Below are 26,343 nucleotides of genomic sequence, written 5' to 3'. Positions count from 1 at the left end.
GCCCGCGACCGCAGCCGCAGCCGGGCAGGGAGAGGGAGCCGACGAGGCAGCGGCCCGTCAGCCCGCGTTGATCCAGGACGTCCAGCCAGGACGCGCGACCGCGGCGACGACCGCCGCGACGTCGATCGCGACACCCAGGAGCAGCTGGGTGTCCCAGAACGCGATCAGCACCGCGAGCGAGGCCACCGACCCGACGACCGCGAGCCACGGCCAGATCGCCGCCAGCCCCGGCACCCCCAGACGGCGAGCCCGAGCAGGGCGAACGCGACGATCGTCACGGCGACGAGGACCGTTGCGACCGGACGTCGCGCGGGCTCCGGCACGAGCCAGGAGCTCGTGATCGTGAACGGGAACTTCGGGTCGTCCGCGGAGGTCACGAAGTAGAGGAGGTGCACGAGACCGTGCGCGAGGAGCAGCAGACCGACCACGATGCGCAGCACGACGTCCATCGTTCGAGTCTTCCGGGGTGCGGGCCCGCCGCACCAGAGGACAACAGCCCGGCTAGCGTGGATGGCATGGGGACCGCGCTGAGGCGCGAGTCGTGGACGGCCCTGCTGGGCGCCGACCCGCGCGAATGGCTCCTGGCCTGCGACGAGCCCGCGCGCGCTGGGTGACGCTCACCGAGCTGCTCGACCGGCCCGAAGATGATCCCGACCGCATCGCGGCCCACGCCGGTGTGCTCGCCGATCCCGGCACACGGACGCTGCTCGAGCGGCTGCCCGACTGGGCGACCGACAACCACCTGTCCGCGCACGCGAGCCCTGGCTTCGCCCCGAACCTGCTGAACCTCCTGGCCGACATGGGCGTCGGAGCGGGCGACGACGGGCGCGTCGAGCATCTCCTGGATGCGTTCTGCGACCACCAGGACGCGAACGGACGGTTCATGTCGTGCGCGACCAGTGCGACGATGTCGACGCTCGTCTGGGGATCGCTGCTCTGCGACACGCACGCCGTGACCGAGGTGCTCGTGCGGTACGGCCGAGCGCACGACCCGTCGGTCACGCGATCGTTGCGGCGCATGGTGGCCGACCTCGCCCCGACACCGCAGGGCATGGCGTGGCCGTGCCTCCCTGACCCTGTGACGGGCTTCCGGGGCCCGGGCCGCCAGGCGGACTTCTGCCCGCAGGTCACGCTCGAGGCGTTGCGGACCTGGGCTCGTCTGCCCGAGAGCGAGCAGCCCGAGCAGGCGCTGGACGTGGCGCGCACAGCGGTGCGTGCCTGGCGGGTGCGTGCCGCCGAGAAGCCGTCAATGTTCGGCCACGGGCACCAGTTCAAGACTGTGAAGTGGCCGACGTTCTGGTACGACATCCACTGGCTCCTCGACACCGTCGGGCGCTACCCCCGGCTGTGGAGCGGGCCGGTGGCCGACCCGGCCGATCGCCGCAGCGTGGCCGAGCTCGTCGCGGTCCTGGTCGCCTACAACTTCGGAGCCGACGGCACCGTGACGCCGCGGTCGTGCTACCGAGGCTTCGCCGCCTACTCGTTCGGGCAGAAGAAGACGCCTTCCGGCTTCGCGACAGCCCGGCTCGCCGCGGTGCTCCGTCGCTTCGACGACCCTCGCCGACGACGCTCGCGCGGTCGATGTCCTCAGCCGGGGGAGCTCCCGGGGTGGCACCGGCCACCCCCTGGCGCCCCGACTGCTCCCGACCCGGGCCACGTAGCTCACGCGGGTGCGTGCCGGTGGCCGGCATGCACCGCGCGGCGACCCGGCGGCAGTCTGTGTCGCGACCCGCCCCTGCGTCAGGACGTGACGTCGGCCGTGGTGAACCGGCTCCATGCGAGCGCCCCGAAGATCACGACCCACGCGGCCTGGACGCCCAGCCCGCGACCGAGCACGCCCCAGTCGACCTGGATCCGCAGGAACTCGGCGAAGTCCAGCCAGTGGTGCGTGAGCAGGGCGGGGTGGATCGCGGCGAGCTGGGGGAGGGTGTCGAGCACCGCGGAGACGATCGCGACGACGACCGTCGCGGCCATCGCGCCGACGGGGACCTCGGTGAGGGTCGACAGGAAGAGCCCCACGGCAACCAGACCCGTCAGGGACAGCGCGACGTAGGCGGCGACGCCGGCCATCCGCAGCATCCCGTCACCCATCGGGACGGTCGAGCCGGAGAGCAGCGTGACGTCGCGCAGGCCGAAGTACACCGCGCCGACGACGAGCGCCATGACGGCGATCGCCATCACCGCTGCGGCTACGAACATGCCGGCGGCCAGCGCCTTGACGGCGAGCAGACGGGTGCGCGAGACGGGCACGGCCAGCAGGTACCGGAGCGTCCCGGCCTGCGCCTCGCCGGCGATCGCATCACCGGACGCGATCCCGGTCGTGAGCGGCAGGAGGAACGGCAGGCACATGAACAGGGCCGCGACCACGAGGAAGAGCCCGTTGCCGGTCACCTTCCCGATGAAGCCGGGTCCCTGACCGCCGAGCGCCGTGTCCTGCGTGATGAACAGGACGGTGCCGAGCAGCAGCGGGACGGCGGACAGCCCCACGAGCAGGGCGATGTTGCGGCGCCGACCGAAGACGAGCCGGAGCTCGCTGCGCAGCAGACGCCCCCACGCCCCTCGTCGGGGGCTCGCGTCGGCGAGGGGCGCCGTCGGGCCCACGACGCCCGCCTGGACCACGTCAGCGCGCGACATCGAAGCCCTCTCCGGTCAGTGCGACGAACAGCTGTTCGAGGCTCGGGCGTCGGACCTCGAGGCCGAGCAGGTCGACCCCGGCATGGACGAGCGCCGCCGCGACGCGCTCGGGGGCCACGTCCGCGAGCAGACCGGTCAGGGTCATGCCGTCGACGCTCACCTCGGTGATCTGGGCTGCGGCGAGCACCTCGGCCGCTGTGGTCACGTGCCGGAGGGTGGTCGTCACGACGAGGTGCGCAGCGCCGCGCGCGGTCAGGACGCTCCGGTCGCCCTGGAGCAGGAGCCGGCCGCGTCCCATGATCCCGATGTGCGAGCACACCTGCTCGATCTCGCTGAGCAGGTGCGAGGAGACCAGAACCGTGGTTCCGGCGTCGGCCAGCTCACGGATCAGGACGCGCACCTCGCGGGTGCCCTGCGGGTCGAGCCCGTTCGTCGGCTCGTCGAGCACGAGAAGCTCGCGGGGTCGCAGGAGCGCGGCGGCGAGGCCGAGCCGCTGCTTCATGCCGAGGGAGTACTGCCGGTACCGCTTGGTCGCGGCCGCTGCCAGCCCGACGCGTTCGAGGGCGTCGTCGCAGCGGCGGCGGGACGTGCGCGGGTCCGCTGTCGCGTCGCACGCGTCGAGCCGCGCAAGGTTCGCGCGACCGCTGAGGTACGGCTGGAAGGCCGGACCCTCGACGAGGACCCCGACCCTCGGCAGCACCGACCCGCCGGCCTGCGGCATCGGCTGGCCGAGCAGCCAGGACCGCCCGGCCGTCGGGCGCACGAGACCGAGCAGCATCCGGATCGTCGTCGTCTTGCCCGAGCCGTTGGGTCCGATGAAGCCGTAGACGGAGCCGCGCAGCACCTGCAGCCCGATCCCGTCGACGGCGACCTGGCCCGAGCCGAACCGCTTGGTGAGGCCCTGGCTCCGGACAGCGAACGCCGACGCCTCGTCAGCGGTCAGGTCGTCCGTCGTCGCGTCGTCGGGAGCCACACCAGCCAGCATGGCGTCCGGCAGCGTCGAGGTCACGCCATCCCGCGCAGCGTCTCGGCCGGGACCGCGCCGATGAGCACGCGGCCGTCGGTGGTGACCAGGACGCTCACCAGCGCCGAGCTGAGCAGGCGCCCCTCAGGGACCTCGGTCGTGAGCTGCTGGTACAGGGCCGCCGTGTCGAGCGTGAACTTGTCGCCCGGACCCTTGCCGTCGCTGGGGCCGAACTCCTGGATGAGCCCCTGCGCGCTCTCGGAGCCGATCGTCGGCCGCGTCCCGAGTGCCCCGGTGAGGGCTGCGGGGTCGCCGGCGACGAGCGATGCGACGTCGACGTGGGCCAGTGTGACGACGGTCGCCCAGCCCGTGCCGGTGACGGAGACGCCGTCGGGGAGCGTCCCGGGCGTCGGCGCGGGCGCGGGGGAGACCATCGCGGACTTGTCGGGCAACGGGACCACGACCTCCTTGACCGTGGCGCCCGCGGGGGCCGAGAAGGCCAGCACGGAGGGGTCGGGCGTCGCGAACCGCACGTCGGTGAAGCCGAGCTCGAGGGCGGGTGCCGTGGTGTCCTGCGTGCTCCACGCCTGCACGCGCAGGGGGGTCGAGGTCACGGCGTCGATGGCGACGACGATCCGCGCGACGAGCGTGTCAGTGCTTCGCGGCGTCACGACGAGCTGGTACGCGGCGCGTCCGGCAACGGTCGTCTGCGCGTCGAGGGTCACGACCGAGGTCGTGTCGGCGTGCGCGAGGGCTGCGCGGGCAGCGTCTTCCGGGGTGGGCAGGGCGCCCGCGGCGGGGGACTCGGTCGTGGCGCGCAGGTCGCTCGAGAGCTTGTCGTAGCGGGCCGCGTCGGCGGCGCTGAGCGCGTAGTGGACGGCGGCGTCGTCGGCGCTCGAGTACGTCCACGCCTGGGCGCCGTCCCGGACCACCGAGTACTCCGACGTCGCCCCGAGCAGCGCGACCCTCGACCGGTCCGCGCCGTCCGACCAGACCCGCATCGTCGAGCTGCCGCCGAGGAGCACGATCGGGTCGGCGCCGCCGGCCGACGCGAAGGGGATCTCGGGCAGGCCGAGCCGGGCGGTGTAGACGACGGTGCCGGACAGGGCCGTCGGCTGCGCCGCCGCGACCTGAGCGAGCAGCTGCTCCGGGGTCACAGGTGGGAGCCCGCGATCACCTGCCGACGCGATCAGCGGCGGCGCGATGAACGCCCCGGCCACGAGCGCCGCGACGGCGACGGGGACGCTCCAGCGGGACCGCAGGCTGAGGGTTCGACGAGGTACGGCTGGCTCGGTCATGGGTCCACTGTGCGACATCACCCCTGAGAGCACGCTGAGAGCCGGTGGCAACGGCTGACGCCGTCCGCGGGGTCCGCAGTGGGATGCTGCAGTCGTGCGGGTCCTGGTGGTCGACGACGAGCGCGGACTGACCCGCGCACTCGAGCGGGGGCTGGCGGCCGAGGGTTTCGCGGTCGATGTCGCCCACGACGGCGAGACCGGGCTGACGCTCGCGACGGACACCGAGTACGACGCCATCGTCCTCGACATCATGCTGCCGCGCCGCAACGGGTACGACGTCGTCACGGCGCTGCGCGAACGCGGCATCTGGACGCCCGTGCTCCTGCTCAGCGCGAAGGACGGCGAGCACGACGTGGCCGACGGCCTCGATGTCGGCGCCGACGACTACCTGACCAAGCCGTTCTCGTTCGTCGTCCTCGTCGCGCGGCTGAGGGCCCTCGTCCGGCGCCCGGCCGGGGCCCGACCCGCGGTGCTGACCGCCGGGGACATCGTGCTCGACCCGTCGACGCGCACGGTCACGCAGGCGGGCGCGCCGGTGGACCTCACGACCCGGGAGCTCGCGCTCCTCGAGTACCTCATGCGCCACAGCGACCGGGTGGTCGGCAAGGTCGAGCTCCGCGACCACGTGTGGGACGGATCGGGGGAGGACCTCAACGTCGTGGAGGTCTACGTCGGCTATCTCCGACGCAAGCTCGGCCGGGACGCGGTGACGACCGTGCGCGGGGCCGGCTACCGCGTGGCGGGCTGACCTGGTGCCGGCGGGCGACGTCCCGACGCGGTCGAACCGCAGGCAGCACGGCCGCGGCTGGCGCGGCTGGTCGCTGCGGCTGCGGCTGACCGTGCTGACCGCGGTGCTGCTGTGCGTCACGCTCGTCGCCGGTGCCGTGGCGCTCACGAGCGTCCTGTCGCGCAGCCGGGTGGCGGCGCTCGACGGCATCGCCCGGGACCGGGCCGTGACGATCGCCGCGCTGGCGACCGACGACCGCCTGCCCGAGGCGCTCCCGGTGGCCGAGCCGCGTGAGATCGCCCAGCTGCTCGACGCGTCCGGCCTGGTCATCGCGTCGTCCCCCAACGCGAGTCGCACCTTGCCCGTCCTGGTGTCGAGCGAGCTTGCCGCGCTGCGGTCGAAGGCGGGCGACGAGGTGCTGGTCACCACGGCCGCCACGACCTACGACGACGAGGCGCGGGTCGCCGTCCGGGCGACCACCTACCGGGGCGCCCCGGTCACCGTCGTGGCGACCGTGCCGCTCGCCGAGGTCCGAGGACTGCTGGGCGCTCTGCGCGTCTCGCTCGTCGTCGTCGTCCCGCTGCTCACCGCCCTGCTCGCGTGGGTGATCTGGATGGTGCTCGGTCGAGCGCTGCTCCCCGTGGAGCAGATGCGCCGGGCCGCGGCCCAGGTGGCACGCACGGGCGGACCGGGCTCGCTGCCGGTCCGCGACGCGGACGACGAGCTCGGCGCGCTGGCCCGGACGCTGAACGAGATGCTCGACAGGCTCGAGGATGCTGCCGCCCGCCAGCGCACCTTCACGGCCGACGCAGCGCACGAGCTGCGGTCGCCGCTCGCCGCCGTGCGCGCGAGCATCGACGTCGCCCGCGCCCACCCCGCCGCGTACAGCACGGCGGAGCTCGCCGAGGACCTCAAGGGCGAGGTCCTGCGCATGCAGGCGCTCGTGGACGACCTGCTGCTGCTCGCCCGGGTCGGGTCCGCGCCGGTCGTCCGCAGCCCGATCGACCTCGGCCGCCTGGCTCACGACGCGGTCGGGGCCGCGCGTCCGGTCGACGGCGTCGACGTCGGCGTCGCGGGCTCCGGCGTCGCGCTCGGCGACCCGGCAGCGATCGGCCGGGTCGTGCGCAACCTCGTCGACAACGCGCTGCGGCACGCCTCGACCCGCGTCCTGGTCACCGTCGACGACGGTGCGGTCACGGTCGAGGACGACGGCCACGGCGTGCCCGAGGAGGACCGCCAGCGGGTCTTCGAGCGCTTCGTCCGGCTCGACGAGGCGCGGGAGCGGGACTCCGGAGGCAGCGGGCTCGGCCTCGCGATCGCCCGCGAGGTCGCCCGGGAGCAGGGCGGAGACGTGACGCTGGCCCCGTCGGCGCTGGGCGGGCTGCGCGCCGCGCTGCGCCTGCCCGTGGATGCCGCGCCGGGCCCCGGGGGGCGTGACCCGGGTCCCTGAGCGGGATGCGACCTGCGGAGGCGTGACAACAGTCCCGTGGATCGGTGCGGGCGAGCGAGTAGCGTCCACATCCGGCGCCCGGACTGCCCCGAGGCGGCGAGCGGACGGAGAAGGACGAGTGACCATGGCTGACCTGGCTGACCTGCACGCCCAGTACCTCACCGAGGACCTCGACGAGGCCGGCAACCCCCGGTCGTTCGCGCTGCAGTGCCCGCCCGGCTTCAACTTCGGCTACGACGTCGTCGACCGGCTCGGTGCCCTGACCCCGGACCGGCGCGCACTGCGGTGGTGCAACGACGAGGGCGAGCAGCGCACCTACACGTTCGGTGAGATCCAGCGGCTCAGCGACCAGGCCGCGTCGTACTTCCTGTCCCAGGGCATCCGCAAGGGCGACCGGGTCCTGCTCATCCTCAAGCGGCACGCCCAGTTCTGGTGGGCCATCACGGCCCTGCACAAGATCGGCGCCGTCGTCGTCCCGGCCACGAACCAGCTCATGGCGTACGACCTCGTCTTCCGGCTGTCCGAGGCCGACATCAGCGCGGTCGTGTGCACGCTCGAGGGCCAGGTGGCCCACGAGGTCGAGCAGGCCGAGGCCCAGCTCGGCCGGTCCCTCGTGAAGATGGGCGTACGGGGCACCCGGGACGGGTGGGCGGACTTCGACGGCGGCCTGGCGGACGCAGCGCCGTTCGTCCGCCCCGCGGCCGCAGACCTGCCCGCGGTCGACGACCCGATGCTGCTCTACTTCACGTCGGGCACGACCGCGCAGCCGAAGATGGTCGTGCACGACTTCTCGTACCCGATCGCGCACATCGCGACCGCCAAGTACTGGCAGCGCGTCGACCCCGAGGGCCTGCACCTGACCCTGTCGGAGACCGGCTGGGCCAAGTCGGTGTGGGGCAAGCTCTACGGGCAGTGGCTGATGGAGACCTGCGTCGACGTCTACGACTTCGACCGGTTCGACGCGGTGCGCCTGCTCGAGCACCTGCAGGACGCCCGGGTCACGACGTTCTGCGCGGCGCCCACGGTGTACCGGTTCCTCATCACCCACGACCTGTCCCGGTACGACCTCTCCGCGCTGCAGCACTGCACGATCGCGGGCGAGGCGATGAACCCGGTGGTCTTCGACACGTTCAAGGCGCTCACCGGCCTGGAGCTCAAGGAGGGCTACGGCCAGACCGAGATGACCCTGGCCGTCGTCACGAACTACTGGCAGGCGACCAAGGCAGGCTCGATGGGCAAGCCGTCGGCCGGGTACGACGTCGGGCTGCGCACCGAGGACGGCACCGAGGACGGCACCGAGGCCGCGCCGGGCGAGGACGGCGAGATCTGCATCCGGGTCCCCGAGGGTGCCCGACCGATCGGGCTGTTCGCCGGGTACGCCGGCGACCCGGCCACGACGCAGTCGGTCTGGCACGACGGCTGGTACCACACGCGCGACCTGGCCCGGAAGGATGAGGACGGCTACTTCTGGTACGTCGGGCGCACGGACGACATGATCAAGACGTCCGGCTACCGCGTCGGTCCGTTCGAGGTCGAGAGCGTCGTCATGGCCCACCCGGCCGTGGTCGAGTGCGCGATCACCGCGGCTCCCGATGAGGTCCGCGGCACCGTCGTGAAGGCGACCATCATCCTGGCCGCGGGGTACGAGCCGACCGACGCGCTCAAGAAGGACATCCAGAGCTTCGTCAAGCACCGCACGGCGCCGTACAAGTACCCGCGCGTGATCGAGTTCGTCGAGGCGATGCCGACGACCATCTCGGGGAAGATCCGGCGCGTCGTGATCCGTGCGGACAGCGAGCGGGCCGCGCGCGAGGGCGGACCCGCCGCGGGCGGCGGCGACAAGGGCTGAGGGCGCCTCGCCGCGCCGAGCGCACGACGGGGACGAACGAGCGAGGCGGCCGGCCGAACCACGGGTGGTCGCCTCGCTCGTCGTCTCCGGTCAGGCGTCGATGCGCCCGAGGCCCTGGGAGTCGAGGACGGCCTTGACCTGCGCCCGCTCGGCGTCGTCGAGCGGCAGGAGCGGCGGCTGGAGCCCGTCGTGGTCGATGATGCCGCGCAGCACCTGCGCGGCCTTGAAGGATCCGAGCGTCGCGCTGAAGCCTCCGATGCGCCCGCCGGCGATCTTGGTGATGAGCCGCAGCGCGTGCAACCGTTCCTGCACGCGACGAGCCGTCTCCCAGTCACCCTTGACCGCGGCGTCGTAGACCTCGACGAAGCCGTGCGGGTCGATGTTGGCGACGCCCACGATCATGCCGTGCGCCCCCTGGAAGATGGCGGCGTCACCGGTGATGTCCGAGCCCGTGATGACCGAGAAGCCCTCGATGTCGCGCGTGTGCTCGATGATGTAGCGGAAGCCGTCCTCCTCCCCGCTGGTGTCCTTGACCCCCGCGATGACGCCGTCCTTCGCGAGCTGCACGGTGAGCTCGGCCGGGATCTTCACGCCCGTGAAGACCGGGATGTCGTACGCGTAGAGCGGCAGGTCGCTCGAGGCAGCGATCGTGCGGAAGTGGTAGTCGATCTCGTTGCGCCCGACGCTCCCGTAGAACGCGCTCGTGCTCACGAGGGCATCGATGGGGTACTCCTGCGCGATCGCCGCGTTGTGCAGGACCCGGCGTGTTCCGATGTCGCTGACGCCGGCCAGGACGGGGATGCGCTTGGCCACGGTCGTCGTGACGGTCTCGAGCGTGGTCCGCTGCTGGTCCTCCGTCAGGTAGGGCCCCTCGCCGCCGGTGCCGAGGACGAAGATCGCGTGGACTCCGGCGTCGACCTCGAAGTTGACGAGGCGTTCGAGCGAGACGACGTCGACGTCACCGGACGGTGTCAGGGGAGTGATGATCGGGGGGATGACTCCCCGGAGTGGTTCGCGTGCGGTCATGACGGCTTCCGTTTCTGCAGGTGGGAGTGGACGGGCTGTCGTGCTCAGCCCCAGGACGCCTCGGTCATCGGGCGCAGCGCGGTCTCGAGGATGCGCAGGTGTCGCGGGCGGGTCAGCACGAACGTGATGAGCTCGGCGATGTCCGCGGGCCGCATCATCCCCTTGAGCTGGTCGCTGCCGTCGGTGCGGCCGCGGGCGTCGTCGATCGCGAAGTTCGTCCAGACGCCACCGGGGCAGATGTTGGTCGCCCGGATGCCGTCCTCACGCAGCTCGTTGTCGAGCGCGCGGGTCAGGCCGACCTGCGCGAACTTGCTCGCCGAGTAGACGGCCTCCCCAGGTAGACCGCGGCGTCCGGCCTCGCTGGCGACGGTGATGAGGTCGCCGCCCCCGGCGGCCTGCAGGTGCGGGACGGCGGCGCGATACAGGTAGATCGTGCCGAGGACGTTGGTGCGGATCATCTCGTCCTCGTGCTGCTCCGGCACGTCGACGAACTGGCCGTAGGAGCCGACGCCGGCGTTGGCCACCACGATGTCCAGGTGCCCGTACGTGTCGACCGTCTTCTGGACCGCGGCGTCGACGTCGGCGCGGTTGCCGACGTCGCCGTGGAGCTGGAGCGTGTCGGGCAGCTCGGGGGCGGTGCCCGAGCGGGAGAACAGGGCGAGCTTGACGCCCTGGGCGCTCAGGCTCCGGGCGACCTCGGAGCCGATGCCGGAGCTTCCTCCGGTGATGAATGCGACCTTTCCGGTCAGGTCAGCCGTCTGGTAGGTCATCGTCGTTCCTCCTGGGTGGGGACTGGGGCAGGGTGGGGGGCGTCAGAGTGCGACGCGGTGCGCGGCGAGGTAGTCGAGGTCCCAGACGAGGCCGGTACCGGGCTCGTCCGACGGGAAGTAGAAGCCGTCCTTCTCGGTCCCGCCGCCCTTGACGATCTGCAGGTCCTGCCAGCGACCGCCGTCCGTGACCTCGGCGGCGCGGGCGTTGGGCACGGCAGCGAGCAGGGAGGCGCTCAGCTCGAGAACGAAGTGCGGTGTCATCGGGAGGTTGCGCACGCGGGCCAGCGTGGCGATGTCCATGAAGCCGGTGATCCCCCCGACGCGGCCGACGTCGGCCTGGACGAAGTCGACGATCCCCGCCTCGAAGTACTGGTTGAACTGGTCGGCGGTGTAGACGTTCTCGCCCAGCCCGATCGGCGTCGTGGTCCGGGCCCGCAGCCGGGCGTGACCCAGGATGTCGTCCGACGGCAGCGGCTCCTCGATCCACAGCAGGTTGAACTGCTCGAACCGCTGGAACGCGCGCACCGCGTCCGGGAAGGACCATCCCTGGTTGGCGTCGACGGCGATCGGATAGGTGCCCACGGCCTCGGTGAGCAGGGCGAGCCGCTCGACGTCCTCCTCGACGTCCGGCTTGCCGACCTTCACCTTGCCGAACGCGTACCCCTTGGCCTGCCACCGCTTGACCTGGTCGATGACCTCGTCGATCCCGAGGTGGAGGTTGATGCCGGAGCCGTACAGCGCGACCTTCTCGTGGACGCGGCCGAGCAGGTCGACGACCGGGACCCCGTAGGACTTGCCGAGCAGGTCCCAGAACGCGATGTCGAACGCGGAGATGGCGTGCGTCGTCACCCCGGCGCCGCCGATGTCGTGGACGTAGCGGTACGCGCTGGTCCAGAGCGCCCGTGGGGACACGCGTCGGCCGACGAGGACGGGGGCGATCTCCCGCGCGAGCGCGCCGATCGTCGCCCCGCCCATCCCTGACGTGTGGCTCGCGCCCCGGCCGACGAGGCCGTTGCTGCCGTGCACCGTCACGAGGGTGACCTCGATGTCGGTCACGTGGTGGATCTGGTCGCCCCACGGCCCGTCCGGCAGCGGGACCCGGAAGACCTCGACGTCGATCGACTCGATACGGGGGATGCGGTCGTCGGTCGAGGTCGTGGCCGACGCGGTCTGGGTGAGGAAAGACATGGCAGAACCTTTCGATGGGTGGATTGCTGGCGCGCTCCCGCGCCTATCCCTTGACCGCTCCGGCCGTGAGTCCGCTGACGAGCTGCTTCTGGACGAGCATGAATCCGACGAGGACGGGGACTGCGGCCAGCACCCCTCCTGCGGTGAGCAGGTCCCAACGGATCTGGTACTCACCGATGAACATGCTCAGACCGACCGGGATCGTCTGAGCGGCCGTGGTCTGGGTGAACGTCAGGGCGTAGAGGAACTCGTTCCACGCGAAGATGAAGATGTACGTGCCGGCGGCGGTGAGTCCCGGACGCATCAGGGGCAGCAGGATGTGCCGGACCATCTGCATAGGCGAGCAGCCGTCGATCGTCGCGGCCTCGTCCAGCTCTCGTGGCAACCCGTCCAGGAAGCCCTTGAGCAGGAACGTGGCGAACGGCGTCGCGAACGTCGTGTAGACGAGAAGCAGACCCCAGCGCGAGTCGAGCAGGCTCATGGTCCGCAGCTCGACCTGGAGCGGGATGACGAGCAGGACCGCCGGGAACAGCTGAGCGACCAGCAGGCCGGTGAGCACGGCGGACCGTCCACGGAAGCGGAAGCGCGACAGGCTGATCGCAGCGGCCACGGCGATCAGCAGCGAGAACGCGACGGTGCACAGTGCCGTGATCACGCTGTTGGTCAGGTACGACACGAACGGCGTCTTGTCGAACAGCTCGCGGTAGGCCGCGAGGGTCGGGTGGGTCGGCAGCAGGCTGCCGCCGGGCGCGATGAGCTGGGACTGCGGGCTCAGCGAGGTGAGCAGCATGATGACGTACGGCCCGAGGGTCGCTGTCATCCAGACGGTCACGGCGATGTAGAGGGACGGTCGGCCCAGGCGGGCCAGGCCGTGCCTGCCCGCTCGCGGCTCGAGCCTCGGCGTGACCTGGGCGAGCGGCCGCGGCCGGACGATCTCGTCGGTCATCACTTCTCCTTCTCCGACGTGAGTCGCACGTAGAAGACGACCATCACGGCGAGCACCGCGGCCTGGACCATCGCGTACGCCGCGCCCTGGCCGAAGTCGCCGCCCTTGTAGGCGGTCAGGTACGACTGCAGCGGCAGCGTCGTGGTGGCGCGGGCCGGACCGCCGCCCGTGAGCACGTACGCCAGATCGACGTAGTTCGCGGTCCAGATGACGCGCAGGACCGTCGTGATCACGATCGTGGGCAGGATGTAGGGCACGACGACGTGACGGAACACCGCCAACGTCCCGCACCCGTCGGTCCGGGCGGCCTCCTTGAGCTCGGCCGGCACGCCCTGCAGCGCTGCGAGGACCATCACCGCGAAGAACGGGATGCCCTGCCAGGCGTCGACCGCGATGAGCGAGCCCATCGCCGTCGAGCTCTGGCCGAGCCAGGCGATGGGTGCGTCGATGACACCCAGGCCGAGCAGCGCCCGGTTGATGACGCCATGGTTCGGCTCGAGCATCCACATCCAGATGAGCGAGACGAGCACGCTCGGTGTGGCCCAGGGGATCATCGCGAGACCGCGCACCACGCCACGCAGCCGGAAGCTCTGGTTGAGGAGGAGTGCCCCTCCGACGCCGAACAGCAGCTGGAGCGAGACGGCCCCCACGACCCACACGAGCGAGTTGCCGACGTATGTGCCGAACTGCACGTCGGTGAAGATCGCCGCGTAGTTCTGGGTCCCGATGAACCCGATGATGCCGCCGAGGAAGCTGGTCTCGTTGAACGAGAACCAGATCGCCCGCAGGAACGGGTAGGCGATGAAGACAGTGAAGAGGGCGAGGCTCGGAGCGAGGTAGAAGACGGGGAGCCAACGGGCCCCCCGCGGTCCGGGCGCACGCCCGGACCGCGGGAGCCGTCGGGTGACGGTCGTCATGTCACTTGCCTGCCAGGACGTCCGCGAGGACGGTCAGCGCATCCTTGCTGGAGGTCTGGCCCTCGAACGCCGACTGGATGGTGGGCTGCCACTCCTTGTTGACCACCTTGGACGTCCCGGCCACCCCCGGCCACGACGACGCGTACGCCTCGGCGCCGATCGCGATCTTGAGAGCGGGGTCGGAGACGAACGGCTCCTCCTTGGCCACCGAGCTCAGCACCGGCAGCTGGCCCTGCGGAGAGGTGCTGATCTTGAGCATCTGGTCGTGCTCGGCGAGCCACGAGATCCAGTCGAAGGCGAGGTCCTTGTTCTTCGAGCCCGAGAAGACGACGTTTCCGCTCATCGAGCCCAGCGTCGCCTCACCGGCCGTGGTCTTGCCCGGCATCGGGATGACCGCGACGTCGTCTCCGAGTGCCTCGCGCACAGCCTTCAGCGAGCCGGGGTGGTGGATCATCATGGCGGTGGTGCCATTGAGGAAGTTGCCCCGGACGGCCGCGAAGTCTGCGGTCAGCGAGCCGGGCGGGGTGGCCGCGAGCTTGCCGGCGAGATCGAGGTAGTCCTGGTTGACGGCGACCGCCGTGTCGTCGTTCAGCACGACCTTGTCGCCGTCCATGAACTTCGCACCGCCGGACAGCATCCAGGCCGCCCACTGGTCCTGGCCGCCGGCGCCGCCGCGCACGTCCATCGCGAACTGACCCTTGGCTGCGAGCACCTGCGCCGCATGGAGCACGTCCGCATGGGTCTGGGGTGCTTCGAGCCCGGCGGCGGCGAAGATCGACGGCCGGTAGTACATGTAGAGCGTCGTGAACTGGTGGGGGAGCATGTAGACGGCGTCGTCGCCGGCGACCTTGCCGGAGTTGAACAGCTCGGGGACGACGTCGCTCTTCCCGCCCCACGCGTCGATCTTCGTCGTCAGCGGCTCGAGCGCCTTCGCCTTGACGAACTCCCCGAGCCACCAGTCCTTGAACCGCGCTGCATCCGGGCCGCCGCCGCTCGCGAGGGCGTTGAGCATCTTGTCCTCGTACTGGGCCAGCGGGATCACCTGGAGCGCCACGGTGCCGGTCGTGCTCTGGGCGTTGAACTCCTCGGCCAGCTGAGCCCAGGTCTGGTCGGTGGCGTCGTCCTGCCAGAGCCAGTAGTTCAGCACCGCAGTGCTCGAGCCAGTGCTGCTCCCGGCGCTGGCTGTCGAGCCGCCGGAGGCGCAGGACGCCAGGAGGGTGGCCGCACCAGCGGCCACGGCCAGGGTGCGAGCGAGAGCGCGAATCTTCATTGATCTGCTCCTTGCTTGTCAGGTGAGTGCTTGTCGGGTGACTGCTTGTCGGGTGACTGCTTGGCGGGTGACTGCGTCGTGCTCTGGCGGACGAGCCGGGACCGGACGTCGAAGAAATGTGAGTTCAGGTGGTGGGACGCGAGGGCCATCTCGCCGATCACGAGGGCGTCGACGATCCGGGCATGGGCGGCCGCGGTCTCCGGAAGGTTGGTTCCCGTGCGCGTCTCGGCGCCCATGTTGTCGAAGAGCTCCCAGAACGCCTCGAGCAGGCCCCACAGGATCGGGTTGTGGAGGTGGTGGTAGATCGCGGCGTGGAAGGCCTGGTCCTCGGTGACGAACACCTCGCCGCGCGACGCCTTCTCCTGCATCGTGTCGGTGAGCGAGCGCAGCTCGGCGACGTCCTGCGGAGTGAGCTTCGCTGCGGCCTGGGGAAAGAAGCCGACCTCGAGGACCCGGCGAACCTCCAGGAGGGAGCGCAGCGACTGGAGGTCGGGGACGATCCCGATCGTCAGCGTCCGGATGACGGCACCCATGTCGAACGTGCCGAGCGTGCGGCGCGCGCCCTGGCGGCTCTGCACGATCCCGATGACCTCGAGCGCGCCGAGGGCTTCGCGGAGCGCAGGGCGGCCGACCTTGAGCTCGGAGGCGAGCTCGAGCTCCGAGGGGACGACGTCCCCGGCGCGTAGTCCGGCGGTATGGAAGTACGCGAGGACTCGATCCTCGAGGGAGTTGGCCAAGGCACACCACCTGTCCTACTTCTGACGGTCGCTCGGCGTTGAGCGACAACCGGAAACGTAGGTGGCGAGGGAAAGCGCGTCAAGGATTCGGAGCCGATGTGGGTTGCCTGTCCTACAAGTGACCTCGAAACGGGGACTAGTCGGGCATGGATGGCTGCGCCGTGCGCGATGCGCGGTGCGACGGTGAGCACCGGTCGACGTCGACCGCCTCGGCGCTCACAGGGCGGCCACAGCGCGCGCACGTGAGCGACGTACGTGCGGTCCGTAGACAAGGGACATGCCCAGAAACCCCCGCAGACCCCGACCCCCGGCCCGCCGAGCGCTGATCGCCGGCGTCCTGACCGTCGCACTGACCGCTGTCGGTGCGAGCGCGTGGGCGCTGGACCGCTACGTCATCGAGCACGTCGAGATCTCGGACGTCTCCGCCTACGAGGCGAGCCTGTCCGCGACGCCGACATCCGACGCCACGACGGGCTCGACCACCTCCAGCTCGACGTCGGACGCCGTCGTCACCGCCACCTCCTACGAGTCCGACGGCGCGGCGATCACGATCTCGACAGTGACCACCGGGACCGGCAGCTCCACCGTCACGTACTACGTCGCAGACGTCGTGCTGAGCGACGCGACGAGCCTGCGCTCGGCGTTCGCCCAGGACGCCTTCGGGCTCAACATCACCGAGAACACCTCGGACATCGCGGCTGACAACGGTGCGGTGTTCGCCATCAACGGCGACTACTACGGGTTCCGCGACACCGGCATCGTCATCCGCGACGGCGTCGTGTACCGCGACGAGGGGGCGCGCGAGGGGCTCGCGTTCTACCGCGACGGAACCGTCGAGGTCTACGACGAGACGACCACGACGGCGGCCCAGCTGGTCGCCGACGGCGTCTGGAACACGCTGTCGTTCGGCCCGGCTCTCCTCGAGGGCGGGCAGGTCGTCGACGGGATCGACAGCGTGGAGGTCGACACGAACGTCGGCAACCACTCGATCCAGGGCGCGCAGCCGCGCACTGCTGTCGGGGTCATCGACTCGAACCATCTGGTCTTCGTCGTCGTCGACGGCCGGAGCCCGGGCTACAGCGCGGGCGTCACGATGACCGGCCTGGCCGAGATCATGCAGGGGCTCGGCGCCACGACCGCGTACAACATCGACGGCGGCGGCTCGTCGACCATGTACTTCGACGGCGAGGTCGTCAACAACCCGCTCGGCAAGGGCCAGGAGCGCGGCACCTCCGACATCCTCTACATCGCGGGCTAGGCCCGGCCATGATCATCCTCATCCCCGCCTATGAGCCCGACGAGCGGCTCGTCCGTCTGGTCGCCTCGATCCGCGCCGCGTCGCCCGCGCACGTGGTCATCGTCGACGACGGCAGCGGCACCGCCTACCGGCACGTGTTCGACGCCGCCCGCGCCCTGGGGTGCACCGTGATCGGGTACGCCACCAACCGCGGGAAGGGCCACGCGCTCAAGGAGGGGTTCCGCCACGTCGCGCTCCACCACCCCGGCGAGGACGTCGTCTGCGCCGACTGCGACGGCCAGCACACCGTCGTCGACATCCTCCGTGTCGCCGACCGGCTGCACGGCGCCTGCGACGCGATGGTCCTGGGGGAGCGCCGCTTCACGGGTGCGGTGCCGGCGCGCAGCCGGTTCGGCAACGCCGCCACGGGCGTGCTGGTCCGGATGGCGACGCACCTGCCCGTCCAGGACACCCAGACCGGTCTGCGCGGCTATCCCGCGTCGATGCTCGACTGGCTGCAGACCGTCGACGGCGACCGGTTCGAGTACGAGCTGAACCTGCTGCTGCGTGCGGGCGGCGCCGGCTACGACGTCGAGGGGGTCGGGATCGAGACGATCTACCTCGACGGCAACCTGTCCTCGCACTTCCGCCCGGTGGTGGACTCGGTCCGGGTCTGTGCGCCGCTCCTGCGGTTCTCGTTGTCCTCCTTGGCGGCGTTCGCCCTGGACACGGTGGCGCTGCTCGCGCTGCACGCCGTCACCGGGAACCTGCTCGCGTCCGTGGTGGGTGCGCGGGTGATCAGCTCGACCGCCAACTTCGCGGCGAACCGGCGGCTCGTCTTCGCCCACGGTCAGGACAAGCGCCTCGGCGCAGCGGCGCTCCAGTACTGGGTGCTGGCGGTCGCCCTGCTCGCCGCGAGCTACGGCCTGCTCTCGTTCCTGACGCGCACCGGGCTGCCGCTGCTGGCTGCGAAGGTCCTCACGGAGGCGACGCTGTTCGTCGTCAGCTACCAGGTGCAGCGACGCCTCGTGTTCGCCCGCGGGTCCGTCCCAGCCGCCCGTGTGACGATCAGGGGGTGAGTCTCCTCGCGCAGCCCCGTGCCGCCCTCGCCCATGCCCTCCTGAGCCGGGTCGCGGGCCCCGAGGCCGACGCTGCGCGCAACGAGATCCACCGGACGCCCGGGCCGCGCTGGTTCGACCCCGAGAGCCCGATCGGGCGCGTGCACGGCGACGCGTCGATGTTCGTCGGCGGTGTGCGGGCGCTGCTCCTGCAGTCGCTGCACCCGCAGGTGATGCAGGCCGTCGCCGACCACTCCGGGTACCGGTCGAACCCGTGGGGTCGGCTGCAGAACACCGCGACGTTCATCGCGACCACGACCTTCGGCACCGTCGAGGCTGCCGAGCGCGCAGTGCGCATCGTGCGCGCGAGGCACAAGCGGGTCGTCGGCGAGACGCCCAGCGGCGTGGCGTACGCGGCGTCCGACGCCCACCTGCTGACCTGGGTGCACGTCGTCGAGGCGGAGAGCTTCCTGCTCGCGCACCAGATCTTCGGCCGCCGACCGCTCGACCGCGACGGGTGCGACGAGTACGTGGCACAGGCGGCCGTCGTCGCGCGCGCCCTGGGTGCGCAGGACGTGCCCACCACGCTCGCGGAGCTGCGTGCGAGCCTCGCGGGGTTCCGTCCCGAGCTTGCGAGCACCGGGCCTGCGCGCGACGTGGCACGGTTCCTGCTGCTCACCCCGCCGCTGCCGTGGCCGGCCCGGCCGGGGTACGCCCTGATCGCCGCGGCCGGGGTCGGCCTGCTGCCCGTGTGGGCCAGGCGTGAGCTCGCGCTGCCGGCGGTCCCCGCGCTCGACCCGGTGCTGCGCGCCGGGGGCAAGGCCGTCACGGCGACGATCCGCTGGGCGCTGGACCCGGTCGACCCGGTCCGCACGGCCGTGCCCACGGCCTAGCGCAGGCCGCCGCAGCGGCCCGCGCGTAGCATCGGCAGCACGCGACGGGCCTGTGACCGGCGGGCCGCGCCAAGGGGTCCCGATGAGCGCACAGCCCGTACAGACCACGACGCACGACGTGAGCGAGCGCACCGCACGCGCGGTCGCGGAGGCGGCACGCGAGACCGAGTGGGTTCGGCCCAGCTTCGCCAAGGGGCTGTACCTCGGCGCGTTCGACCTCTCGCTCATCCATCCGTACCCCGGGGCGAACCCGCAGGACGCGGCACGCGGCGAGGCGTTCCTCGCCGACCTGACCGCGTACTGCGCGACGCTCGACGGCGCCAGGATCGAGCGCGACGACCGGATCCCCGACGAGTACATCAAGGGTCTGACGACGCTCGGCGCGTTCGGGATCAAGATCCCCCGTGAGTACGGCGGGCTCGGGCTGCCGCTCGTGTACTACGGCCGGGCGCTCATGGTCCTCAGCACGGTGCACCCGAGCATCGGCGCGCTGATCTCCGCGCACCAGTCCATCGGGGTTCCCGAGCCGGTGCGGCAGTTCGGCTCCGAGGAGCAGAAGCGGGAGTTCCTGCCGCGGTGCGCAGCGGGTGCCATCTCGGCGTTCCTGCTCACCGAGCCCGACGTCGGTTCCGACCCGGCGCGCATGGGCTCGACGGCGAGGCCGACCGACGACGGCTCGGCCTACCTCCTGGACGGCGTGAAGCTGTGGACGACCAACGGCCCGATCGCCGAGCTGCTCGTCGTCATGGCCACCGTGCCGCGGAGCGACGGGCATCGCGGAGGCATCACCGCGTTCGTCGTGGAGGCGGGGTCGCCCGGCATCACCGTGGAGAACCGCAACGCGTTCATGGGCCTGCGGGGGATGGAGAACGGTGTCACGCGGTTCGACCACGTGCGGGTCCCGGTCGCGAACCGGCTCGGCGCGGAGGGCCAGGGGCTCAAGATCGCGCTGACGACGCTGAACAGCGGTCGGCTGTCCATCCCGGCGATCTGTGCGGGAGCCGCCAAGTGGTCGCTGAAGATCGCGCGCGAGTGGTCGACCGAGCGTGTCCAGTGGGGCAAGGCGATCGGCCGGCACGAGGCGGTCGGCAAGAAGGTCGCCTTCATCGCCGCGACGACGTTCGCGATCGAGTCGGTGTTCGAGCTCTCTGCGGCCATGGCCGACGCCGGCCTCAAGGACATCCGGATCGAGGCGGCGCTGGCCAAGCTGTGGGCGAGCGAGATGGGTTACGTCGTGGCGGACGAGCTCGTGCAGATCCGCGGCGGGCGTGGCTACGAGACGGCCGACTCGCTCGCTGCCCGCGGTGAGCGGGCCGTCCCGGTCGAGCGCCTCCTGCGCGACATGCGCATCAACCGGATCTTCGAGGGGTCCTCGGAGATCATGCGGCTCCTGATCGCGCGCGAGGCCGTCGACGCGCACCTCGCTGCGGCGGGTGACCTGGCGTCGGCAGACTCGAGCCTCGGCGCCAAGGCGAGGGCGGCCGTGCACGCGAGCGGGTTCTACGCGCGCTGGCTGCCGCAGCTGGTCGTGGGCACGGGGTCGTTGCCCGGCGCCTACCCGGAGTTCGGGCGACTCGCGCGGCACCTGCGCTACGTCGAACGCTCGTCGCGCGCGCTGGCTCGGCGGACGTTCGCCGCGATGGCGCGGTGGCAGACCGGCCTCGAGCAGAAGCAGGCGCTGCTCGGACGCATCGTCGACATCGGCGCCGAGCTCTTCGCGATGGCTGCGGTCTGCACGCGCGCCGAGTCTCTGCGCGCGCAGGACGCGACGGTCGGCGCGAGCGCGTACGGGCTGGCGGACGCATTCTGCGCGCAGTCGAGAGTGCGGGTCGACGAGCTCTTCCGGCAGCTGCGTCGCAGCACCGACGCGGGAGACCGCGCCTTGGCCCTCGCCGTGCTGGACGGGAAGGTGCAGTGGCTCGAGCGCGGGGTGCTCGACCCGTCCGAGGGCACCGGTCCGTGGATCTCGCCCGCGCCGACCGGCCCGTCCACCAAGGCGAACGTGCGTCGCACCTACCGGTGAGGACGGGCGTCGGCGCCGCCGGGCGCGGCGGGGCGATCTCGGGACGTTCGGTCCGTTCCGGCCGGTGTCGGGCGTCCGGAGGATGGTCGTATGACGTGGTGGCGTGATCGGGTCGAGCTGCTGCTGTTCGTCGCGTCGACCGTGCTGCTCGCGGGCGGTGGGGCTGCCTGGCTGGCGCACGTGACCACCGTGGCGGACGCTGCGTGGGTCGGCGGCACCGTGCTCGGACTGGTGTTCTCGGTCGCGTGGACCGTCAGCGCCGTGCGCCGCCGTCAACCGAGCGTCGACGTCATCGCGCTGCTCGCGCTGGCCGGTGCCCTCTGGGTCAACGAGTCGTTCGCGGGCGCCATGATCACGGTCATGCTGGGCACGGGTCAGCTGCTCGACGCGCACGCGTCGGCGCGGGCCCGCCGCGAGCTGAGCCTGCTGGTCGAGCGGGCCCCTCGGACGGCCCGTCGTCGTGTCGCCGGTTGCGTCGTCGACGTGCCGGTGGATGAGGTCGCCCGGGGCGACCTGCTCCTGGTGGGCACGGGGGAGGTCGTCCCGGTCGACGGCCGGCTCATGTCGGGCGCCGTCCTGGACGAGGCGGTGCTGACGGGCGAGTCGCTGCCGGTCGAGCGGCCCGCGGGCGACGTGGTGCGCAGCGGTGTCGTCAACGCAGGCCCCCCGCTCGACCTCATGGCGACTGCGGTCGCGGCGGAGTCCACCTACGCGGGCGTGGTGCGGCTCGTGGAGCAGGCTCAGGCGTCCTCGGCGCCGTTCGTGCGCGCGGCCGACCGCATCGCTGTCGTGTTCGTCCCGCTCACCCTGCTGCTGGCCGGCGCCGCGTGGGCGCTGAGTGCGGACCCGGTGCGCGCGGTCGCTGTGCTGGTGGTGGCGACGCCCTGCCCGTTGCTGCTCGCGGCGCCCATCGCCATCATGTCGGGGCTGTCCCGCGCGGCTCACATCGGGGTGGTCATCAAGGGCGGTGGCGCGCTCGAGCGCCTGGCCGCGGGTCGCGTGATGCTGTTCGACAAGACGGGCACGCTGACCCAGGGCCAACCCGCGCTCGCCGACGTGGTCACCGCGAGCGACCACGTGGACGCCGACGAGCTGCTGCGCCTGGCCGCCTCGCTCGACCAGGTCTCGCCGCACGTCCTGGCCAGCTCGATCGTGACCGCAGCAACCCGCCGCGAGCTCGCCCTCGAGATGCCCCAGGACGTCCAGGAAGAGCACGGATACGGCCTGCGGGGCCGGGTCGGCGGTCATGAGGTGCGGCTCGGCAAGGCTGTGTGGATCGTCGGCGACGCTCCCGCCGCGTGGGTGCGCCAGGTGCGCCGGCGCGCGGACCTCGACGGCTCGCTCACCGTGTTCATCGCGGTCGACGGTGCGCCAGTGGGCGCCTTCCTGCTCGAGGACCCGATCCGGCCCGACGCGCCGCGGACGGTCCGTGCCCTGCGCGAGGTCGGTGTCAGCCGCGTGGTCCTGGTCACGGGCGACCGGGCCGACATCGCGGACACCGTGGGTCGGATCGTCGGGGTCGACACCGTGCTGGCCGACTGCGACCCGGCCGACAAGCTCGCCGCCATCCGGACCGAGGGTGCGCACGCCGCGACGATCATGGTCGGCGACGGCGTGAACGACGCCCCGGCGCTTGCCGCTGCCGGGGTCGGGGTGGCTCTGGCCGCGCGCGGTGCGACGGCGTCGTCGGAGGCGGCCGACGTGGTCCTGACCGTCGACCGCATCGACGCCCTCGCCGACGCGATCCTGATCGCCCGCCGGTCCAGGCGGATCGCGATGCAGGCGGTCGTCGTCGGCATGGGACTGTCGCTCGCAGCCATGGTCGCGGCCGCAGTCGGGCTGCTGCCGCCCGCGGCCGGCGCGGTCCTGCAGGAGGCCATCGACGTGCTGGCGATGGGGATCGCCCTGCGCGCGGTGCTCCCGGGCGCGGTCCACACGATCGCGATGACGCCGTCCGACATCGCCACCGCGCACGTCCTGCGAACCGAGCACGATGCGATGCATGCCGTCGTCGAGCAGATCCGCGGCGTGGCCGACGCGCTCTCGACCCGGGACAGCGACCTCGTCCCGGCGCACGCGCTGCTCGACCGGCTCGAGCGGGAGCTCATCCCGCACGAGCGTGCCGATGAGGCGTTGCTCGTTCCGCTCGTCGCCCGCGCGCTCGGCGGCTCGGACGCGACCGCGTCGCTGAGCCGGACCCACGCGGAGATCGAGCACCAGGTCAACCGGCTGCGTCGGCTGCTCCGCGACGTCGACAACGACACGGTCCAGCCGGAGGACGTCGTCGAGCTCAGGCGCCTGCTGTACGGGCTCTACGCGGTCCTGCGCCTGCACAACGCCCAAGAAGAAGAGGGCGCGTTCAGCCTCGTACCCGCCCACTGACGGGACGGCGTCGACGGTCGGCCCGGAATCAGTCCGAGGTGTTCGGCCGACAGGACTCACTGACCGAGCTCGCCCGCCTCTCCGCCGACCTGCACCCGCGTCGCAGCGATGGCGACCGCGACGCTGCACCGCCTGTTCCCGGGCCGCATCACGGTCGGCATCGGGCACGGGGTCCAGGACTGGATGGGCCAGGTGGGCGCCCGGGTCGAGTCTCCGATGACGCTCCTGCGGGAGTACGCGACCGCGCTGTCGGCGCTGCTCGGAGGCGAGAGCGTCACGACGTCCGGCCGGTACGTGCACCTCGACGACGTCCGCCTGGACTGGCCGCCGGCGGCGGCTCCCGCCGTGGTCGTCGGTGCGGGCGGGCCGCGCTCCCTGCAGCTGTCCGGCGAGCTGGCCGACGCGACGCTCATCACGTGCGGGACGACGCCCGAGGGGCTGCGGCAGGCGCGCCGGCACATCGACGCGGGTCGTCTCGCGGCCGGTCGCAGCGGCCCGCACCCCCTCATCGTGAACGTGCTCGCGGCGACCGGAGTGCATGCGGCGCAGCGGCTCGACGCCGAGCGGCGCGCGTGGGGGTTCGACCCGGCGCACGACGTCGGGGTGGCCGGCGACGCTGCGACGGTGGCCGACGCCGTCCGGCGCTGGGCCGACGCCGGTGCCGACACGGTCGTCCTGCAGCCGACCTCCGACGAGCCGGACCCTGAGGGATTCGTGCGGTTCGTCGCCGCCGAGGTCCAGCCGCTCGTGCGCTGACGAGCCGAGCCGACGCACGTCGCCTCCTTCGAGCGCTCGCCCTGGCAGCGAGCAGCCGCTAATGTCTTGATGTCAAGACAGTGCGCCGCGCTCAGCCGGGGCCGGCGGTGAACCGGGGGTTCAATGATGAACAGCACCGTTCAGGACGTCGATGCCATCTCGCCCGCTGCGAAGCACGCCGTCGTCCGACCGACCGCTCCACCCGCAGATCCCGGTGCTCTCGGCCTCGCCGCCTTCGCGCTGACGACGTTCGTCCTCAGCTTCGTCAATGCCGGTCTGCTTCCGGTGACGGTCGAGCCGGTCGTCTTCGGCCTGGCGCTGTTCTACGGCGGCCTCGCGCAGTTCGCCGCGGGGATCTGGGAGTTCGCGAACCGCAACACGTTCGGCGCCACGGCGTTCTGCTCCTACGGGGCTTTCTGGCTGTCCTTCTGGTTCCTCGCCCGGTTCACCGACCTGTCCGGCGCCGGCTCGGACAAGGGCAAGGGCGTGGGCGTCTTCCTGCTCGCCTGGGGGATCTTCACGCTCTACATGACGATCGCGGCACGCCGGACGAGCGTCGCGGTGTTCCTCGTCTTCGTCTTCCTCACGGTGACGTTCTTCGCCCTCGCCGCCGGTGACTACACCGGGACGGTCGCGTTCACGCGTGTCGGTGGCGTGCTGGGGATCGTCACCGCGCTGCTGGCCTGGTACGCGTCGTCTGCCGTGGTCATCAACTCCACGCACCAGCGGACCGTGCTTCCCGTCGGTCCCCAGTAGCACCGCGGGGCGGTTCGGGCCCGCAGCGGTCGCCGGCCATCGAGCGTCGGGTCAGCGACCGCCGCGGGCGTACCCGAGCGCCCCGAGGCGGTGCGTGCACTCGTCCCCGAGGCGCATCGACCCGATGGTTCCTGCCGCGCGCAGCCGGTGCAGCTCGGTGACGACCCGGTCGCGCACCGTGACCGGGTCGATCGTGTTGACGTTGATCCGGGTCCCGCCCTCGAAGCCCGCGAGGGTCGACACCCGCCACTTGAGCACGATGCGCCACGGCATCGGCTGGGCGACGTCGGGCGGGCGGTGGTGCCACTCCTCGTTCGTCGGCACGCGCGTGCCGGTCGCGGCGTGCGCGGCGTGCAGCAGGTCGGACACGCCGCGCACCTCGTCGTCGGTGTGCTCCCACGGCCGCTGGTTCTCGCTGGTCGAGTAGACCTCGATCGCCGGGTAGCGGTGCCCGACGCCGGCCACGGCGATCGCGTGGTCGTTCTCCGCGATGACGAGGCGGTGCGTCGCGGCGTGGTCGACGACGGCGGTCGTGAACAGGCCGGGGTCGTCGCGCAGCAGTCCGAGCTCCCGTTCGATCTCGGGACCGTGCTCGTCGATCGCGACCAGCTGCTTGTGCAGGTGGTCGAACGACGCCCCCGCGGGCCGGAGCCAGTTCTGGAACACGGCGACGTACCGGGCGTGCGGCTGCGCGGCGTACAGATCGCGCAGGGCTCCGATCGTGAACGCCACGTAGCGGTGGTGCTCGTCGGGGGTGAGTGTTCCCGAGCCGGCGAGCTCGTCGTCGAACAGGGCGCCGTCGACGAGGTGACGTCGCGCGACGATGACGTCGTGGGACCCGGCGAACAGGTCGACACCGCGCTCGAGCCACGTGTCGTCGTCGGTCCGGGCCCACTCGTCGTCGGTCATGCCGCCCGCAGTCAGGCGTCCGTGCACGATCGCGAGCGTGTGGGCGCGTCCCTGCGGCGTCGCGGTGTAGGCGCGGAACCGGTCGAGCACCGCGACCGGCGGAACGTAGCCGTGGTTGGTTCGCCAGTAGGCGGGCGGCAGGATCTCGAAGAGGTTGGGGATCCGTCGCAGCTCGGGCACCGTGTCGCCGAGGTGCTCGACGGGGAGGTCGTGCAGCACTGACGACGTCCCGTCGGGAGCAAGGACGAGGCGGGACTTCTCCGGCGGGGTCTCGAGGCGGCGGTCCGCACAGAACGCGCAGAGCCGCTCGGCGTCGCGGGCATCGACGTGCCGGCGGCTCTCGGGCGGCCCGGTGAGGGGTCGGTGCGCGCGGCCGGGGACCGTCCAGACGACGGTGCCCGTGAGGGGCGAGACCTGCTTCACGGTGCCGTCGGGCAACCGGACGAGGGGATCGAGCACACCAGCACCCTAGATCCGCCAGACCCTCCACGGCTCGCGCACTTGCAGAGTTCTGCAACTCGTCACGCTGTGGCATGATCGCCTGAGCGCCGAC

The 26,343-nt window shown here is 71.7% G+C and carries 23 protein-coding genes; 10 read left to right on the top strand and 13 right to left on the bottom strand.

From position 1 onward, the window contains the following. Window positions 1-57 precede the first annotated feature (57 nt). From DDP54_RS18790 to DDP54_RS02065, 5 genes are all read right to left on the bottom strand, one after another. Window positions 58-186 (bottom strand): hypothetical protein, encoded by a 129-nt coding sequence (locus DDP54_RS18790; RefSeq protein WP_277949576.1) that lies wholly within the window; start codon window positions 184-186, stop codon window positions 58-60. Then, window positions 165-449, bottom strand: a complete 285-nt coding sequence (locus tag DDP54_RS02080) for a hypothetical protein (RefSeq protein ID WP_197711282.1) — start codon at window positions 447-449, stop codon at window positions 165-167. The genes DDP54_RS18790 and DDP54_RS02080 overlap by 22 nt, the downstream gene beginning before the upstream one ends. Window positions 450-1,740: 1,291 nt before the next feature. Beyond that, window positions 1,741-2,634, bottom strand: coding sequence for an ABC transporter permease (locus tag DDP54_RS02075; RefSeq protein WP_109130349.1), 894 nt, complete (start codon window positions 2,632-2,634; stop codon window positions 1,741-1,743). After that, a complete protein-coding gene (locus tag DDP54_RS02070; RefSeq protein ID WP_242448167.1) occupies window positions 2,621-3,643 on the bottom strand; it encodes an ATP-binding cassette domain-containing protein in 1,023 nt (340 codons plus the stop codon). The genes DDP54_RS02075 and DDP54_RS02070 overlap by 14 nt, the downstream gene beginning before the upstream one ends. Continuing rightward, on the bottom strand, window positions 3,640-4,896 hold the full coding sequence (locus DDP54_RS02065; protein WP_242448166.1) for a hypothetical protein: 1,257 nt from the start codon (window positions 4,894-4,896) through the stop codon (window positions 3,640-3,642). Before DDP54_RS02065 ends, DDP54_RS02070 begins: the two co-directional genes overlap by 4 nt. A 94-nt stretch (window positions 4,897-4,990) precedes the next feature. Between DDP54_RS02065 and DDP54_RS02060 the strand changes: the two genes are divergently transcribed. The 3 genes from DDP54_RS02060 (at window position 4,991) to DDP54_RS02050 (ending at window position 8,922) form a co-directional block, all read left to right on the top strand. Beyond that, window positions 4,991-5,644 (top strand): response regulator transcription factor, encoded by a 654-nt coding sequence (locus DDP54_RS02060; RefSeq protein WP_109130347.1) that lies wholly within the window; start codon window positions 4,991-4,993, stop codon window positions 5,642-5,644. Between the two features lie 4 nt (window positions 5,645-5,648). Further along, on the top strand, window positions 5,649-7,073 hold the full coding sequence (locus tag DDP54_RS02055) for a HAMP domain-containing sensor histidine kinase (RefSeq protein WP_109130346.1): 1,425 nt from the start codon (window positions 5,649-5,651) through the stop codon (window positions 7,071-7,073). A gap of 124 nt (window positions 7,074-7,197) precedes the next feature. Then, window positions 7,198-8,922 carry an AMP-binding protein gene (locus DDP54_RS02050; RefSeq protein WP_109130345.1) on the top strand — a complete coding sequence of 575 codons (1,725 nt, stop codon included), beginning with the start codon at window positions 7,198-7,200 and terminating at the stop codon, window positions 8,920-8,922. A gap of 90 nt (window positions 8,923-9,012) precedes the next feature. Here DDP54_RS02050 and DDP54_RS02045 read toward each other — a convergent pair whose 3' ends face one another. The 7 genes from DDP54_RS02045 to DDP54_RS02015 are packed head-to-tail and all read right to left on the bottom strand — an operon-like array spanning window position 9,013 to window position 15,776. Beyond that, window positions 9,013-9,948 carry a dihydrodipicolinate synthase family protein gene (locus DDP54_RS02045; protein WP_109130344.1) on the bottom strand — a complete coding sequence of 312 codons (936 nt, stop codon included), beginning with the start codon at window positions 9,946-9,948 and terminating at the stop codon, window positions 9,013-9,015. A gap of 44 nt (window positions 9,949-9,992) precedes the next feature. Further along, on the bottom strand, window positions 9,993-10,718 hold the full coding sequence (locus DDP54_RS02040) for an SDR family oxidoreductase (protein ID WP_109130343.1): 726 nt from the start codon (window positions 10,716-10,718) through the stop codon (window positions 9,993-9,995). Window positions 10,719-10,760: 42 nt separating this feature from the next. Further along, complete coding sequence (locus DDP54_RS02035) at window positions 10,761-11,906, bottom strand: mandelate racemase/muconate lactonizing enzyme family protein (protein ID WP_109130342.1); 1,146 nt, start codon at window positions 11,904-11,906, stop codon at window positions 10,761-10,763. Window positions 11,907-11,949: 43 nt separating this feature from the next. Continuing rightward, a complete protein-coding gene (locus DDP54_RS02030; protein ID WP_109130341.1) occupies window positions 11,950-12,852 on the bottom strand; it encodes a carbohydrate ABC transporter permease in 903 nt (300 codons plus the stop codon). Continuing rightward, window positions 12,852-13,769 (bottom strand): sugar ABC transporter permease, encoded by a 918-nt coding sequence (locus tag DDP54_RS02025; RefSeq protein WP_109130340.1) that lies wholly within the window; start codon window positions 13,767-13,769, stop codon window positions 12,852-12,854. The genes DDP54_RS02030 and DDP54_RS02025 overlap by 1 nt, the downstream gene beginning before the upstream one ends. A gap of 1 nt (window position 13,770) precedes the next feature. Beyond that, complete coding sequence (locus tag DDP54_RS02020) at window positions 13,771-15,039, bottom strand: sugar ABC transporter substrate-binding protein (RefSeq protein ID WP_109130339.1); 1,269 nt, start codon at window positions 15,037-15,039, stop codon at window positions 13,771-13,773. Beyond that, complete coding sequence (locus DDP54_RS02015; RefSeq protein WP_109130338.1) at window positions 15,036-15,776, bottom strand: FCD domain-containing protein; 741 nt, start codon at window positions 15,774-15,776, stop codon at window positions 15,036-15,038. Before DDP54_RS02015 ends, DDP54_RS02020 begins: the two co-directional genes overlap by 4 nt. 277 nt (window positions 15,777-16,053) lie before the next feature. Here DDP54_RS02015 and DDP54_RS02010 point away from each other — a divergent pair, with 277 nt between their 5' ends. From DDP54_RS02010 to DDP54_RS01980, 7 genes are all read left to right on the top strand, one after another. Continuing rightward, window positions 16,054-17,034: a phosphodiester glycosidase family protein gene (locus tag DDP54_RS02010; protein ID WP_109130337.1), complete on the top strand. Its 981-nt coding sequence runs from the start codon at window positions 16,054-16,056 to the stop codon at window positions 17,032-17,034. 8 nt (window positions 17,035-17,042) lie between these two features. Further along, window positions 17,043-18,092, top strand: a complete 1,050-nt coding sequence (locus DDP54_RS02005; RefSeq protein WP_109130336.1) for a bifunctional glycosyltransferase family 2/GtrA family protein — start codon at window positions 17,043-17,045, stop codon at window positions 18,090-18,092. Continuing rightward, the gene (locus DDP54_RS02000; RefSeq protein WP_109130335.1) at window positions 18,089-18,964 is read left to right on the top strand and encodes an oxygenase MpaB family protein; all 876 of its coding nucleotides are present in this window, start codon (window positions 18,089-18,091) and stop codon (window positions 18,962-18,964) included. Before DDP54_RS02005 ends, DDP54_RS02000 begins: the two co-directional genes overlap by 4 nt. Before the next feature lie 82 nt (window positions 18,965-19,046). Then, window positions 19,047-20,987 carry an acyl-CoA dehydrogenase family protein gene (locus tag DDP54_RS01995; protein ID WP_109130334.1) on the top strand — a complete coding sequence of 647 codons (1,941 nt, stop codon included), beginning with the start codon at window positions 19,047-19,049 and terminating at the stop codon, window positions 20,985-20,987. Window positions 20,988-21,077: 90 nt separating this feature from the next. Further along, entirely contained in the window at window positions 21,078-23,369 is a 2,292-nt protein-coding gene (locus tag DDP54_RS01990; RefSeq protein ID WP_109130333.1) for a heavy metal translocating P-type ATPase, read from the top strand. Between the two features lie 108 nt (window positions 23,370-23,477). Further along, window positions 23,478-24,125, top strand: a complete 648-nt coding sequence (locus DDP54_RS01985) for an LLM class flavin-dependent oxidoreductase (protein WP_109130332.1) — start codon at window positions 23,478-23,480, stop codon at window positions 24,123-24,125. A 126-nt stretch (window positions 24,126-24,251) separates the two neighbouring features. Further along, window positions 24,252-24,881 (top strand): GPR1/FUN34/YaaH family transporter, encoded by a 630-nt coding sequence (locus tag DDP54_RS01980; protein ID WP_109132274.1) that lies wholly within the window; start codon window positions 24,252-24,254, stop codon window positions 24,879-24,881. A gap of 51 nt (window positions 24,882-24,932) precedes the next feature. Here the strand turns inward: DDP54_RS01980 and DDP54_RS01975 are convergent, their stop codons facing one another. Then, window positions 24,933-26,249, bottom strand: coding sequence for a DUF4921 family protein (locus DDP54_RS01975; protein ID WP_109130331.1), 1,317 nt, complete (start codon window positions 26,247-26,249; stop codon window positions 24,933-24,935). Window positions 26,250-26,343 lie beyond the last annotated feature (94 nt).

The sequence above is a fragment of the Cellulomonas sp. WB94 genome, from assembly GCF_003115775.1.
In the GTDB taxonomy this organism is placed as follows: Bacteria; Actinomycetota; Actinomycetes; order Actinomycetales; family Cellulomonadaceae; genus Cellulomonas_A.
Note: the sequence above shows the minus strand (reverse complement) of the source record. Positions and strands in the feature narration are given on the sequence as shown.